Origin of the sequence: Azospirillum sp. (genome assembly GCF_035628975.1) — a bacterium.
Lineage (GTDB): Bacteria > Pseudomonadota > Alphaproteobacteria > Azospirillales > Azospirillaceae > Azospirillum.
This window is the reverse complement of sequence record NZ_DASPIS010000110.1, coordinates 1-13776: the sequence shown is the minus strand read 5'-3', so window position 1 is coordinate 13776 and position 13776 is coordinate 1. Positions and strand designations below refer to the sequence as shown.

Sequence of the window (13776 nt, the reverse complement as noted above, 5' to 3'; positions counted from 1 at the left end):
CACGAGGAGGGCGGCCGCAGCGACCGTGACGCGGAGCCAGACAAGGGTGAGGGCAGGCAATTCCCGCACGGCCACGCCGTTGAAGAAGAACGACCCGCCCCAGAGGACGGCGAGGGCGAGCAGCATCGCCCACTCCTGCCTACCCATTGCTGATGGGGTCAAATTACCTCTTGCTGTCATCTCGCCGCGCCCTCAATTACATATTGTATGGCGACTATCGCGCGGCCCTCCACACGCCACACTCCGTTTCTTGCGTTGGTATTCGGGAGATGGAGATGAATGCGGTTGTCTGGACTTTGCTAGCTTTGGTTACCATTCCCTCGAATGCGCAAGGTTCAGATGAGGGGCAGCGTGTTGCATGGAGGTGGCGGATGTCAGGGTTCGCCCTGACCCTGCCATTGCTCAGGTGAGGCGGACGGACTCCGGGCGTCCGAGATCGAGCATGCGATTAAGGACGAGCACGCCGATGGCGACCTCGGTGGTCTGGGCCTGATCGGTGTGGAAGCGCAGGCCGTCGCCAAGGACCTGCTTCCAGCGTCCGATCTGTCCCTCGACCTTTGCCCTCTGATTGTAGCCGCTGCTCCGCTGCCAAGCCATGCGCCCGGTCTCGGCGATCACCCGGATGTGGTGGTCGCGCTGCGTGGGCGCGGTCGAGGCGGTGTTGCTGAGCACGGCGTCCGCCCGAGGCGGCGCGACCACAGCCGCTTCGGGATGGCGCTCGTGCATGGTGGTGTAGACGGCGCTCCGGTCGTAGGCGCCATCACCGGTGAACGCGGCCACCGGGCCGGTGACCTGGTCGAGCAAGGGGCCAACCTGAGCGGCGTCATCAACATCGCGGTCGGTTAGCGTGGCGGCGACGATCCGGCCGCTCGCCGCCTCCATGCCAACATGCAACTTTTTCCAGGAGCGCCGTTTCCTGGTGCCGTGCTTTTCAATCAGCCACTCGCCCGGCCCCCGCAGCTTCAGCCCGGTGCTGTCCACCAGCAGGTGAAGGGGCCCGCCGGTTGAGCGCGGCGCTTCCGGCAGCGTCACTGTGGGGGCGCGGCGGGCAAGAGTGGAATGATCGGGCACCGGCAGGTCGAGCCCGAGCAACTGCAGCACGGAAGCGACAAGCCCCTCCGTCTGGCGCAGTGCAAGATGGAAGACGGCGCGCAGCATCAGCCCCGTCGTGATCGCCAGGTTGGATTAGCTGGGCTGCCCGTCCGGCGTGGTGCGCGGCGCCGCTTTCCAGTGGGCGATTGCGTCCTCGGTGAACCAGACGGTCAAGCTGCCGCGCTGGCGCAGGGAAGCATCGTACTCGGCCCAGTTCGTCACTCGTCGTTTCGGACGCGCAATGTGGTGCCGGCGGGCGGCGTTGGCCTTGTGCGGCATGGTCGACGATCCCGAATACGAGCTGCGAAGCCCCCGCCTACCTCAGCTTGGCTATCCGTGCAACACGCTGGCACGCGTGATCGCGATGCCCACGACCGACCCCGTCCTTGCGCGGATTGCCACCTATCCCTGGCCGCGCGGCGGCCTCACCGTCCGCCAGAACAACCGCGGCTACTCACTGTTCAGCGCCCGCACCGGCGCGCCAGTTGCCCGCTTGCGGCCACTGGGCGAGACCAACCGCGTCGAAGTTCTGTGGTGGCGGCGCGGGGCTTGGGGACCGGCTGGACCCTTCGGGGCGGTGTTCGACCTTGATGAAGCTCTCGCCTTCATCGCCGATGAACCGGCCTTCTGGATCCGGGCATGAGGGAAGGAATGCCGTCCCAGAGCGCGCAAAGCCGAGGATGACACTTATCATGCTGCCCTCTTGAAGAGGCGAGGGCAATGGGAGAGGGCAGTGGGCGGGTGTTGAGCCCGTCCACTGCCTTCCGCCGGGGCGTCAAAGGGGCTTTTCGGATGCGCCGAACTGGATCACCACACCGAAAGCCGCATCGGCACCGATGGTCACGACATCGTCGGCGGTTTGGAACGGGAGACCCAGGCGGCCGAGGTGTTCGGCAACGGCAGCCGGATCGGTGACCGCGACCCGATAGCTCATGTGGCCGGGGGCGCCGGTGTCTGGAGCGACCACCAGCCGGCCATCGGCTTGGAGCGGAAAGACGATGCCCGGCTTGCCGCCGGTTTGTCCGGCGACGCCGGTGAAGGCGGCGAGGAACTCTGCGTGTGCCGACGGGTCGGGGACTTCCAGCGTCACCGACGCGACATTGGCGGTGCCATTCGCGTGCTGCTGGAAGGCAGGGTTCCAGAAGGCCTCCGGATTGTGCTGCTGACAGACGAAGAAGGACGTGTCGGCCAGGCGCGGGTCGAGCGCGAAGGCCAGGGAGAAGGCGACGACGATTTCGCCGCCGTCCGGCCGTCGGCCTTTGCGTTCGAAATGGAAGGGCTCGAACCGGCCGATCCCCGTCCGCGCGAACTCCGCCGCATCGGCCGACGCGTCGGTGCTGTCGAGCACGACCATGGCGAGGCCTTCGCGCCTCTCCAGATAGTCGCGGACGAAGGCGCCAAAGCTGAAGCGTCCGGGGGCATGCGGCGGGATCAGAGTGCCGTCCCCCACCGTGATCAGTTCGAGGAAGGAGGATCGGAACTGGACCAGACGATTCTCGGTGCCCCAGGGATGGCGGTTGCGGGCGCCGACCTGGAAGCCGAGGCTTTCGTAGAAGGCTGCGGCGCAATCGAGGTCCCGGACCGCCAGGACCAGATGGTCAATCCGCCGGTGGGATGCGGTCATGCCCAGCGCCCTCATGTCCGCTCTCCCGTCGGGTCCTGCAACCGCCGGCTCACCGCCTGCACGGCGCGTTCAGACGCCTCCACCGCTCCGGCGAGATAGCCGGCCTCACGTGGGCTGACCTCGCTGCCGGCCAGGGTGAGTCGCTCCTGCCACGGGCCATCCACCCAGCTCTCGGCCGGCGCCGGGTGACCGGCGGAGGACGGATCGGCAGCGGTCGCCGTCAGCGGGTCGGCGGCCCAATCCTTCCACAGGGTCGCACGCGGGTGGGTGGCCTCCGGCCCGAAAAGGCGCGCGAACTGGGCGAGGCAAGCGGTGGTCAGCGCCGCTTCGCCGATGCGGGCGCGTTCGGCGGCGCCGACGCCGAGGAAGCCGAACAGCGCCGCCTGTCCCGATGCGGTGGTGGCGTCGTGCATTTCCGGCATGGGGCCGACCATGCTCTGCGCCGTGCCGGAGAAGCCGGCATAGCGCCAGAACGGGCGGTCATAGACGGCGAAGAACTTGGCATGCGGCGCCATCCAGGTTGGCGTCTCCCGCCACAGCCGGCGTGTCTCCGGCGGCAGGTCGGGGGAAAGCCCGACCGTGCTTTCCAGCAGGCGCGGCGGCAGGGCGGCGATGACCTGTGCGGCGCGTACCATCTCCTCACGCCCATCGCCATGGCGCAGCGTGACCTCCACACCCCCTTCGAGAAGACGCAAGGCGACCGCCTGGGCGCCGGTCCGAACCCGGCCCGGCGGGAGCGAGTCCGTCAGTGCGCGGATGACCGTGGCGGAGCCGCCGGCGAGGCGCAGCGACTGCGGGTCCTGGTCAAGGCCGGGGAGGCGGTGTGGGCGTTCGCGCGACATCCGCTCGAACACCACATCGCCTTTGCTGTGCTGACCGAAGCTCGCGAGGCCCAGTTCGGCGACCAGCGCGCCGATGGCGGGCTGCATCTCCGGCCAGAACCAGGACGGGCCTAGATCGAAGCCGTCGGTATCCGGCTCCCCGGCGGCATTCACCGTCAGGATGCGGCCACCGAGCCGGTCGCGGGCCTCATAAAGCTGAAAGTCGATGCCGGTCCGGTGCAGCAGTCGCGCCGCGTTCAGCCCGGCAAGTCCGCCGCCAAGAATGACGACCTGTGTCTCTGTCATGGGTTGGTGTCCTCTCAGGAGCGTTCTGGAATTGGCAAGATGTCGGGGTGCTGCAACGGCGCGTCCTTGATCCACAGGCTGGCGCCCTCCGGTCCGACGACGGCGGCGAAGTCGTGGCCCGCCGGCAGCCGGCACCAGCCGTGGGGAGCGAGATCCTCGCCCTCTTGGATCAGGTGGCCGGATATGATGAACAGTTCCAGGCCACGTCGGTTGGGGACCGTTACCGCCGCGCCGGGCTTCCAGTCCTCGATCACCACCCGCTCGGTGCCGTCGTCGAAGAGAAGCCGTGCCACCGCCGCGCGGTCGCGCAACGGTGCCGCCTCGCCCTCGTTGGGCCGGCGGACGATCTGCTTGCAGTCGCCTTCGCGGAACTGCCAAAGCCGCACCAGGATGGTGCAGCCGTCCGCCGCAGCGGGGCTGTGGCGCGTGCCGGGCGGGTTGCGGAAATAGGTTCCTGCCGGATAATCGCCATGCTCGTCCTGGAAGGTGCCGTCGAGCACCAGGATCTCCTCGCCGCCGGGATGGAGGTGGGCGGGAAAGGCGCTGCCCGGGGCATAGCGCACGATCGAGGTGGCGCGGGCGACCTCGCCGCCTTCGCGGTAGAGCATCCGGCGGTCGACACCGGCGATGGGGCTCGGCATCCAATCGAGCGTGCCGGCCTGGACGGTGACCGACCGGCTCAGATCGTCATTGAGGCGCAACGGCGGAATCTCCCATGGTCAGCACCATCCGGAACTTCACGTCGCCGGAAAGCATCCTGCGGAACGCTTCGTCGGCCCGTGCCAGCGGCAGGGTCTCGATCCACGGGCGGGCGCCGGTCAGCACGCTGAAATCGAGCGTCCGCTCATTGTCCCAGGGCGAACCGGTGATCGAGCCGACGATGGATCGCTCGCCGCCCACCAGATGTCCCGTCGACACCGCCAGCGGATCCTTGCCGATGCCGAGCAGCACCAGCCGCCCCTCCGGCGCGAGCCCAGGCATTACAGCCGCGACCACGCCCATGTCGCCGACGGTCGATAGAAGCGCTGCGGCACCCCCCAACCCCGTCAGCACGGCGGCGGCGTCTTCCCGTTCGGTATCGACATAGCGGTGTGCGCCGAGCGTCAAGGCATCCGCGGCGATGTCCTGCCCGCGACCGATGGCGATGACACGGAAGCCCATCCGGCGGGCATATTGCACCGCCATATGGCCAAGGCCGCCGATGCCGAGCACGGCGACGGTGTCGCCTGGTCCGGCGCCGGCTGCCTTCAGCCCGTTGAAAGTGGCGAGGCCCGCGCACAGGATCGGCGCGGCTTCCTGCGAGGAGAGGTCATCGGGGATGGAAACGAGGCCGGTGGCGCGAGCAGTCATCATCTCGGCATAGCCGCCGTCGCGGCTTGCTCCCATCACCGGCTGCTGCCGGCACAGATGGAACTTGCCGCGGCGGCACTCCCGGCAATCGCCACAGTGCCCGCCGAAACGGCTGATGCCGACGCGCTGGCTGACCGTCCAGATCGACGGCACCTGCAGCCCGAGGACGGTGATCCGCCCGACCACTTCATGGCCGGGAACCCGGCCCAGCGCGGGATCCGCCTTTTCGACATCGCCGCGGTCGGCCCCGCAGATGCCGCAGGCCTCGACCGCGATCAGCACCTCGCCCGCCGCCGGAACCGGGATAGGTTTTTCGACAAGCTCAAGCCGGCCCGGAGCGGTGACCGCCATGGCGCGATAGGTAGCCGTCATCCTTCGTCCCCCCGATTTTTGCCGAAGCCCTGCGCACGCACGCTCCGTGGTCAAGGCGGCGCTTCAGAGGGCTTCCCTCAGGTCGTAGCAGACGCTGCTCATGACCAAAAATGCCATTATTTCATCAAACGATGAATTTCCTGCATCGGACTTTTAGCGTGCGCCGAAACCGCATCATGAAGCGGCGCCATGCTCGGCACATCGTTCCAGGCCATCAAGCCGGCTGTTCGGCCGCAGCCGCGAGATGCTGAACCAGCTGCCGGGCGCTCACCGGCAAGGACGCCGTATCACGCACGCACAGGAACAGGCGGCGCGTCGCCCAGGCTTCGGCCAAAGGGATCGCGCGGATGCGGCCGGCGGCGATCTGATGCTCGATCGCCATCGACGGCAGGATGCCGATGCCGAGATTCTCCTCAATCATCCGGCACATCCCGTCGAAGCTGCGGACCTGGATGCGCAGCTTGATCGAACTGCCGGTCTCCATCGAGGCCCGCATGATGACGGCCAGCAGCGAACTGTCGGGATGCGGCCCGATGAAATCGTAGTCCAGCGTCTCCATCATCCGGACGGCTGGCCTTTCGGCCAGCGGGTGGCCGTCCGGAACGACGAGGACCAGGCGGTCGACATGATAGGGCAGGCGTTCCAGCCCTTCGGCGGCGGTGTTCTCGGTGATGATGCCGATGTCGGCGGACCGGTCCGCCACCGCCCGCACGATGGCTGGGCCGACCTGTTCCTCCAAATCGATCTTGACCATCGGGTAGCGCGTCAGGAAGCCATTGAGTTCGCGGGGCAGAAACTCCGAGATCGCCGAGGCGATGGCGTGCATGCGGACATGCCCCTTCACCCCGATAGTGAAATCGCTCAGTTCCCCTTCCATGCGGGCCAGCGTCTGCAACACCTGCCATGAGTAATGCAGGAAGGTCTGGCCGGCCGGGGTCAGTGTGACGCCGCGGGCATGGCGGCGCAGCAGGGCGATGCCGACGCTCGCTTCCAAATCGGCGATCCTCTTGCTGGCCGCCGACAGGACGATGTTCTCGCGCTCCGCCGCCCGCGTCAGATTGGCTTCCTCGCCGACGGCGACGAAGAGCTTGAGCGTGATCAGGTCAAAGCGCATGAACCTTCACCTTCGGTAATGCTGGGGCTTTTCAGCCGCAGCGGCCCAAATGGCCTTCAGAGCGCTGAAGCGATTGCCGAGCATCGGGTTCGGCTTCGCCGCTGTCAACGGCCGCCGTCCCTCCAGGGCCGCAGGCTTCACGAACCACGAAGGGTCGGTTGGCGAAACACCAATTGTCCGTGCACCACGCATTTCGTAGCGTCCGGCAACAAGGCCGTTGCAGAAACGGCCGCACCGCCCCCCAAACCGCGAACGGCTTCGCCGGCATCCCATGCTCGCGCCGACGCCGGCCCGCGCGAGCCGGCGGGACCGTGGCGGCGCGAACGGAACGATGAGGGAGAAACGCCATGACGGCGGACTGTCTGCAGGACGCGCTGCCTAAAACCTTCGGCCGACAGGTGGTGCGCAAGGTGACATGGCGGATCGTGCCCTTCACCTTTTTGCTCTATGTGATCTCGTATCTGGACCGGGCGAACATCGGTTACGCTGCGTTGCAGATGAACCATGAGCTGGCTCTGGGCGCCGAAGCCTTCGGCTTCGCCTCCGGCATCTTCTTCATCGGCTATTTCTTGTTCGAGGTGCCGAGCAACGTCATGCTCGCCCGCTATGGTGCGCGCGTGTGGATTGCCCGCATCCTGATCAGCTGGGGCATCGTGTCGGTGTTGACCGCCTTCGTGCAGACGGCCGAGCAGCTCTATGTGCTGCGTTTCCTTCTGGGCGTGGCGGAGGCCGGCTTCTTCCCGGGCATCATCGTCTATCTGACCCACTGGTTCCGAACCAAGGAACAGGCGACGACCATCGCGCTGTTCACAGCGGCGATCCCGGTGTCTTACCTTATGGGCGCGCCGCTCAGCACCTGGATGATGGACAACATCAACTGGCTGGGTCTCAGCGGCTGGCGCTGGATGATCATCCTGGAAGGCAGCCCGGCCATTCTGGGCGGCATCGCGACCTTCCTGTTCCTGGTCGACCGGCCGGAGCAGGCCAAATGGCTGGACACGCGGGAAAAGGCGTGGCTGGTCCAGGAACTGGACGCCGACCGCAAGGCGCGCGCCAACGTCCGCCACCTCAGCACGTTGCGCACGATGCTGAACCCGAAGGTGCTGTTCCTGTCGCTGATCTACTTCGTCTACCAGACCGGCAGCCTGGGGATCGGCTATTGGATGCCGCAGATCATCAAGGGCTTCTCCGGCACCCTATCCAACACCGAAGTCGGGCTGATCGCCATGGTGCCCTATGCGCTGGCGACGGTCGGGATGATCGTCTGGTCGCACAATTCCGACCGGACTGGGGAGCGCAGGATGCATTCGGCGTTGCCGCTTCTGCTGGCCGGCGTGGCGCTGGCCGCGGTCGGGACAGTGGGAACGCCGTGGCTGGCGATGGCGCTGATCAGCGCGGCGCTGACCGGCCTCTATGCCTTCAAGGCTCCGTTCTGGGCGTTGCCGTCGCTGTTCCTGACCCGCTCGACTGCGGCGATGTCGATCGCCGTCATCAACTCGATCGGCAACCTCGGCGGCTTCGCCGGACCCTATGTGATCGGTCTGGTCAAGGGGGCCACCGGCAGCGCCACCGCCGGACTGATCTTCCTCAGCGGCCTGCTGGTCGTCTCGTTCCTGATGACCGCGCTGATGCGCCTCGAAGAGCGCGCCTGACCGAATTCCGCAGTCTTCCAGCCCATCCTTTCCAGGGATCACCCATGGTTCAGCCCCTCACCTCCATCTTGAACGGCCCCTTCGGCACGCTGCGGCACATTAATCTGCATGAGGCGGCCGGCGGCGCGCTGGAGCGGATGCCCTGGTGCCATCGCGTCCTGCTGGAGAATGTGCTGCGCCAGCGTGATCCGGCCGTGGCAGAGGCCGGACGGCAGGCGCTGCTCGGCTGGCTGGACAGCGGGCGGAGCGAGGCGGAGATCCCCTACGCGCCTGGCCGCATCCTGATGCACGACACCACCTGCGGCCCGGCGCTGGTCGACATCGCCGCCATGCGGGATGCCCTGGCCGAGGCGGGCGGCGACCCGGTCCGGCTGAACCCGGCCTGTCCGGTGGCGACCTCCACCGACCATTCGGTGGCGGTGGACGTATCGGCCCGGCCGGACGCGTTGCGCCACAACATGACCCGCGAGATGGAGCGGAACGCCGAGCGCTACCGCTTCATGAAATGGGCGGCCAACACGGTGCGCGGCTTCCGCGTCTTTCCGCCGGGCACCGGCATCATGCACACCATCAACATGGAGCGGCTCGCCACCGTCGTGACCGTGGAGGAGCGGGACGGCGAACGCTGGGCGGTGCCCGATACGCTGGTCGGCACCGACAGCCACACGCCGATGATCAACAGTCTCGGCGTGCTGGGCTGGGGTGTGGGCGGCATCGAGGCCGAGGCGGTCATGTTCGGCGTGCCGCTGGCATTGCGGGTTCCCGAGGTGATCGGCGTGCGGCTGGACGGGCGCTTGGCCGAGGGGGCGCTCGCCACCGATCTGGCGCTGGTGGTGACGGAGCGGCTGCGCAAGCTGGGCGTCTCCGGCGAGTTCGTCGAGTTCTTCGGTCCCGGCGTGGCCGGCCTGTCGGCGGGAGAGCGGTCGGTCCTCGCCAACATGGCCCCGGAATATGGCGCCAGCACCGGCTTCTTTCCGATCGACCGGCGCACGCTGGCCTATCTGGGCGACACCGGCCGCGACGAGACGCACCGGACGCTGGTCGAGACCTACGCCAAGGCCATCGGCCTGTGGTACGAGCCAGACGCCGCACCGCGCTACACGGCGACGATCACTATCGACCTCGCCGCATTGCGCCCGACGCTGGCCGGTCCGCGCCGCCCGCACGACCGGCTGGAACCGGCACAGGTCCCGGCGGTGATGGCGCCGCTCCTCGCCGGAGCGGAACCGGCCGAGGAGGGCGACGAGGTGCCGGAGGATGCGGTGGCCATCGCCGCCATCACCTCCTGCACCAACACCACCGACCTCGGCCTGCTGGTCGCCGCCGGGCTTCTGGCGCGCAAGGCGCGGCGGCTGGGTCTGCGTCCGCCGGCCTGGGTTAAGACTTCGCTCACGCCCGGCTCGCCGGCGACGGCGCGGCGTCTGGCACGGGCCGGGCTGCTGGAGGATCTGGAGGCGCTGGGTTTCGGCATCGCCGCCTATGGCTGCGCCACCTGCATCGGCAATCCGGGGCCGTTGCTGCCGGTGGTGGCCGAGGCTATGGAGCGCCGCGGCATCAAGCCGGTCGTCGTGCTGTCGGGCAACCGCAACTTCCCCGGCCGTGTGCATCCGCAGCTGATCTCCGCCCTGCTGGCGTCGCCGCCCCTGGTGATCGCCTGGGCGCTCAACGGGCGGGCGGTGCTGGACGTCACCCGCGATCCGCTCGGCATCAGCAGCAATGGAGAGGCGGTCCGGCTCGCCGATCTGTGGCCGACCTCGGAGGAGATCGAAACGGCGCTGGCCGCCGCCATCGATCCGGATGACGTCGCCGCCGCCTATGCCGAGGCGGAGGCGTCGCCCCTGTGGCGTGATCTGGAGGCGCCTGACACCCAGCTTTTCCCCTGGGATCCGGACTCGACATATCTGCGCCGCCCGCCCTTCGTGAATTTCGGGCCGCAGGAGGCGCCGGCCCCGTCCTTCACCGCGCATCCGCTGCTGGTGCTGGGGGACGACATCACGACCGATCACATCTCCCCCGCCAGCGCCATTCCGCCGACGAGCGACGCCGGGCGGCACCTGATCGCGCGGGGGGCCGATCCGCAGGATCTGAACGTCTACGCCTCGCGCCGGGGCAATTGGGAGGTGATGCTGCGCGGCCTGTTCACCAATCGTACGGTCGTCAACCACCTCGCCCCAGACGGTCCGCCGGGGCACACCGTCTTCGCGCCCAACGGCGAGCGTCTGCCGGTCTGGCTCGCCGCCGAACGTTATGCGAAGGCGGGGCTGCCCACGGTGCTGATCGCCGGCGAGCGCTATGGCACCGGATCGTCCCGCGACTGGGCGGCCAAGGGCACGCAGCTGCTGGGCATCCGGGCGGTGCTGGCGCAGAGCTTCGAGCGCATCCACCGCTCCAACCTCGTCGGCATGGGCGTCCTGCCGCTGCGCCTGCCGGCGTCCTGGCGGCCCGAGGCGCTGGGGCTGGTACCGGGCGATCGTGTGGAGATCCACGCCGTCCTCTCCACGCTGGTGCCGCGCGCCGGTGTCCGGGTGGTCCTGCAGCGCGCATCGGGAGGCAGCGAGACCTGCGAGGCGACGGCCCTGCTGGAGACGGCGCTCGACGTCGCACTCATCCAGGCCGGCGGGGTGATCCCGATGATCCTTCGGCGTGCCCTCGCCGATTGACCACGGCTTTCGAAACCAACGGACAACAAGGGGAGGAAACCATGACCGCCATTTCTCGTCGGATGCTCGCCGGCCTGCTCGGCGCCGCCGCCTTCGCTCTGACCAGCGCCGCCGCGCCGCCGGCCGGAGCCCAGGTCAAGTCGCTTGAGCTGATCGCTCCCGCCAACCCCGGCGGCGGTTGGGACCAGACCGCACGGGCGATGCAGACGGCGCTCCAGCAGGCCGGCCTCGCAGCGAGCGTGCAGGTGCAGAACATCGCAGGCGCCGGCGGCACCGTCGGATTGGCCCAGTTCGTCACCTCCAAGAAGCGCAGGGGCGATGCGATCCTGGTCGCCGGGCAGACACTGCAGGGCGCCATCATCACCCACAAGTCGCCGGTCACCCTCAACGACATCACCCCCGTTGCGCGGCTGGTCGGGGAGTACGAGATCCTCTTCGTCCCGGCGAATTCGCCGATCAAGTCCTTGGGCGACCTCCTCGCCAAGCTGAAGAGCGATCCGGGCTCGGTGTCCTGGGGTGGCGGCTCCATCGCCAGCACCGACCACATCGTTGCCGGCCTCATCGCCAAGGCGGTCGGGGTCGATCCCGCCAGGATCAACTACATCGCGCATTCCGGCGGCGGCGAGGCGCTGGGCGCGATCCTGGGCGGCCATGTGACCGTGGGGATCGGCGGCTATGGGGAATACCAGTCGCTCACGACCGACGGCAAGGCGCGGGTGCTCGCCATCACCTCGGAACAGAGGTTGCCGGGCGTCGACATCCCGACCCTCAGGGAGCAGGGGGTCGACGTCGCCTTCTTCAACTGGCGCGGCCTGATGGCGCCTCCCGGCATCCGTGACGCCGACCTGAAGGTGCTGACCGATGCCGTCGCCAGGATGGTCGCAAGTCCGGCCTGGAAGGAAACCATGGCGAAGCGCAAATGGACCGACCTCTACCAGCCGGCCGGCGAGTTCGCGGCCTTTATCAAGGAGGATCGCGCGAAGATGGAAGGCGTCCTCACCGATCTCGGGCTTGCGAAGTAAGTTTGCGCCCCAATCTGCGAACGAAGGCCGTCCGGCCGACATGAACCGCAACGGGCGTCGGGAGGCGCCGGAAACCATGCCACAGTCCCTCACCCCGTACTACGCCTATGTCGGTTCGCGGACGACCCGGGAACGCAATGCGCGTGGGGAGGGGCTCAGCGTCTACCGGGTCGATCCGGCCGCGGCAGCTTGGGCTCCGGTCCAGGTGCTGCGCGACCTCGTCAACCCGTCCTTCCTCTGCTTCGACCGGCGGCGCCGTTTTCTCTACGCCGTGCACGGCGACTGCAGCGAGATCAGCGCCTTCCGCATCGATCCCGCTTCGGGTGAACTCGCCTTCCTGAACCGGAAAGCGACGGGGGGCAGGAACCCGGTCCATCTCTGCGTCGATCCGACCGACCGCTTCGTCGTCGTCGCCAACCACATCACCTCATCGCTCGCCGTCCTGCCGATTGCGGCGGATGGGTCTCTCGGCAAACTGTGCGACCTCGTGACCCTTGCCGGGACGATTGGTCCGCATCGGGACGAGCAGCCGTTCCCCAAGCCGCATCAGGTCGAGTTCGACCGGAGCGGCCGCTTCATCGCGGTTCCCGACAAGGGACTGGACCTGACCTTCGTCTTCCGCCTCGACGCGGCGACCGGCAAGCTGTCCGCGGTGGACGGTGCCGCGGCCGAAGCGCGGGAGGGCGCCGGTCCCCGCCACATCGCCTTCCACCCGACCAACCGCTTCGCCTACGTCGTCAACGAACTCGACTCCACCGTCACCACCTGCCGCTTCGATGCGGAAACCGGAAAGCTCGTCCCCATCCAGGTGCTGAGCGCCCTGCCCGACAGCTTCGTCGGCAACAGCCGGGCGGCGGAGATCGCGGTGTCGGCAAGCGGCCGCTTCGTCTGGGCTTCCAACCGCGGGCACGAGAGTGTTGCGGCTTTCGCGGTGGACGAGGCCACCGGCCGCCTCACAGCCGTTGGATGGCAGCCTACCGGCGGACGGACACCACGGTTCTTCGCGCTCAGCCCGGCGGACGACGTCCTATTCGTCGCCAATGAGGACAGCGACAAAATCGTCGGATTCGGTATCGATCTCCGCACCGGAACCCTGGCGTCGCCAACGACCGTGGCACACACCGGCAGCCCAGTTTGCATCCTCTTCAATCCCCTCGGCAGTGAGCGAAACCGACTGTAAGAACCTGTTCGTAGACGTCATGCGCTGACCTCCTGGGGCGTGAGCCGCTTCAGGCGCCTGGAGAGGATGGAGATGAAGGCGATTTCGACGAACGCGACGAGGTGCTCCTTCTTCCGCTCGACGATGGTGTTCAATCGTCGGTAGCGGCTGATCCAGCTGAAGGAGCGCTCCACGACCCAGGCGATCTCGGTAGGGATGAACACGCCGTCACGGCCGCGGGCGATCGGCCGGACGGTGATGCCGAGCGCTTCCGCGGCTTTGGCCAAGCGTTCACCCCGATAGCCGAGATCGCCGATGGCGGGGCCTTGGAACCCACGTCCAGCGAGTTGGCGCAGTACCGGTACGATGCCCTTGGTGTCGTGCACGTTGGCCGGCATGGCGTCGATCGCCAGCGGGAGGCCGTACTTCTCCACCGCGATGCTGACCTTCACGCCGCGGATCGTCTTGCCGCCATCCACGCCCCGCGCGAAACAACTCGGGGCCGAGGGGCAGGTGCGGCTGTCGATCACCACCGTGCTCGGCTCGGCCGTGTCGCCGCATGCCATGCGCCACGTGCGGCACAGCCGGTCGAGTAAGCGCCGCC

Annotated in this window: 11 protein-coding genes and 1 pseudogene; 5 read left to right on the top strand and 7 right to left on the bottom strand. The window is 67.9% G+C overall.

Going from position 1 to position 13776, the window contains the following annotated elements; genetic code table 11:
* Positions 1–402 precede the first annotated feature (402 nt).
* A pseudogene (locus VD964_RS24295) lies at positions 403–1371 on the bottom strand (IS5 family transposase).
* On the opposite strand from VD964_RS24295, the gene VD964_RS24290 reads away from it, so the two are divergent.
* Positions 1370–1735 (top strand): hypothetical protein, encoded by a 366-nt coding sequence (locus tag VD964_RS24290; protein ID WP_324871068.1) that lies wholly within the window; start codon positions 1370–1372, stop codon positions 1733–1735. The pseudogene VD964_RS24295 and the gene VD964_RS24290 overlap by 2 nt on opposite strands.
* A gap of 132 nt (positions 1736–1867) precedes the next feature.
* Here the strand turns inward: VD964_RS24290 and VD964_RS24285 are convergent, their stop codons facing one another.
* The 5 genes from VD964_RS24285 to VD964_RS24265 form a co-directional block, all read right to left on the bottom strand.
* Positions 1868–2731 carry a VOC family protein gene (locus VD964_RS24285; protein ID WP_324871067.1) on the bottom strand — a complete coding sequence of 288 codons (864 nt, stop codon included), beginning with the start codon at positions 2729–2731 and terminating at the stop codon, positions 1868–1870.
* Positions 2728–3843 carry a flavin monoamine oxidase family protein gene (locus VD964_RS24280; RefSeq protein ID WP_324871066.1) on the bottom strand — a complete coding sequence of 372 codons (1116 nt, stop codon included), beginning with the start codon at positions 3841–3843 and terminating at the stop codon, positions 2728–2730. Before VD964_RS24280 ends, VD964_RS24285 begins: the two co-directional genes overlap by 4 nt.
* Positions 3844–3857: 14 nt before the next feature.
* Positions 3858–4544, bottom strand: coding sequence for a cupin domain-containing protein (locus tag VD964_RS24275; protein ID WP_324871065.1), 687 nt, complete (start codon positions 4542–4544; stop codon positions 3858–3860).
* Positions 4531–5565, bottom strand: a complete 1035-nt coding sequence (locus VD964_RS24270) for a zinc-binding dehydrogenase (RefSeq protein WP_324871064.1) — start codon at positions 5563–5565, stop codon at positions 4531–4533. Before VD964_RS24270 ends, VD964_RS24275 begins: the two co-directional genes overlap by 14 nt.
* A gap of 214 nt (positions 5566–5779) precedes the next feature.
* Complete coding sequence (locus tag VD964_RS24265) at positions 5780–6679, bottom strand: LysR substrate-binding domain-containing protein (RefSeq protein ID WP_324871063.1); 900 nt, start codon at positions 6677–6679, stop codon at positions 5780–5782.
* Positions 6680–7026: 347 nt separating this feature from the next.
* Between VD964_RS24265 and VD964_RS24260 the strand changes: the two genes are divergently transcribed.
* The 4 genes from VD964_RS24260 (at position 7027) to VD964_RS24245 (ending at position 13193) form a co-directional block, all read left to right on the top strand.
* Positions 7027–8331: an MFS transporter gene (locus tag VD964_RS24260; RefSeq protein WP_324871062.1), complete on the top strand. Its 1305-nt coding sequence runs from the start codon at positions 7027–7029 to the stop codon at positions 8329–8331.
* Positions 8332–8375: 44 nt separating this feature from the next.
* Positions 8376–10991, top strand: a complete 2616-nt coding sequence (gene acnA / locus VD964_RS24255) for an aconitate hydratase AcnA (protein WP_324871061.1) — start codon at positions 8376–8378, stop codon at positions 10989–10991.
* 41 nt (positions 10992–11032) lie between these two features.
* A complete protein-coding gene (locus VD964_RS24250; RefSeq protein WP_324871060.1) occupies positions 11033–12013 on the top strand; it encodes a Bug family tripartite tricarboxylate transporter substrate binding protein in 981 nt (326 codons plus the stop codon).
* Between the two features lie 76 nt (positions 12014–12089).
* On the top strand, positions 12090–13193 hold the full coding sequence (locus VD964_RS24245) for a lactonase family protein (RefSeq protein ID WP_324871059.1): 1104 nt from the start codon (positions 12090–12092) through the stop codon (positions 13191–13193).
* A 17-nt stretch (positions 13194–13210) separates the two neighbouring features.
* Here VD964_RS24245 and VD964_RS24240 read toward each other — a convergent pair.
* Positions 13211–13776 (bottom strand): transposase (locus tag VD964_RS24240; protein WP_324871058.1); only part of this gene is annotated, 566 nt, incomplete at its 5' end.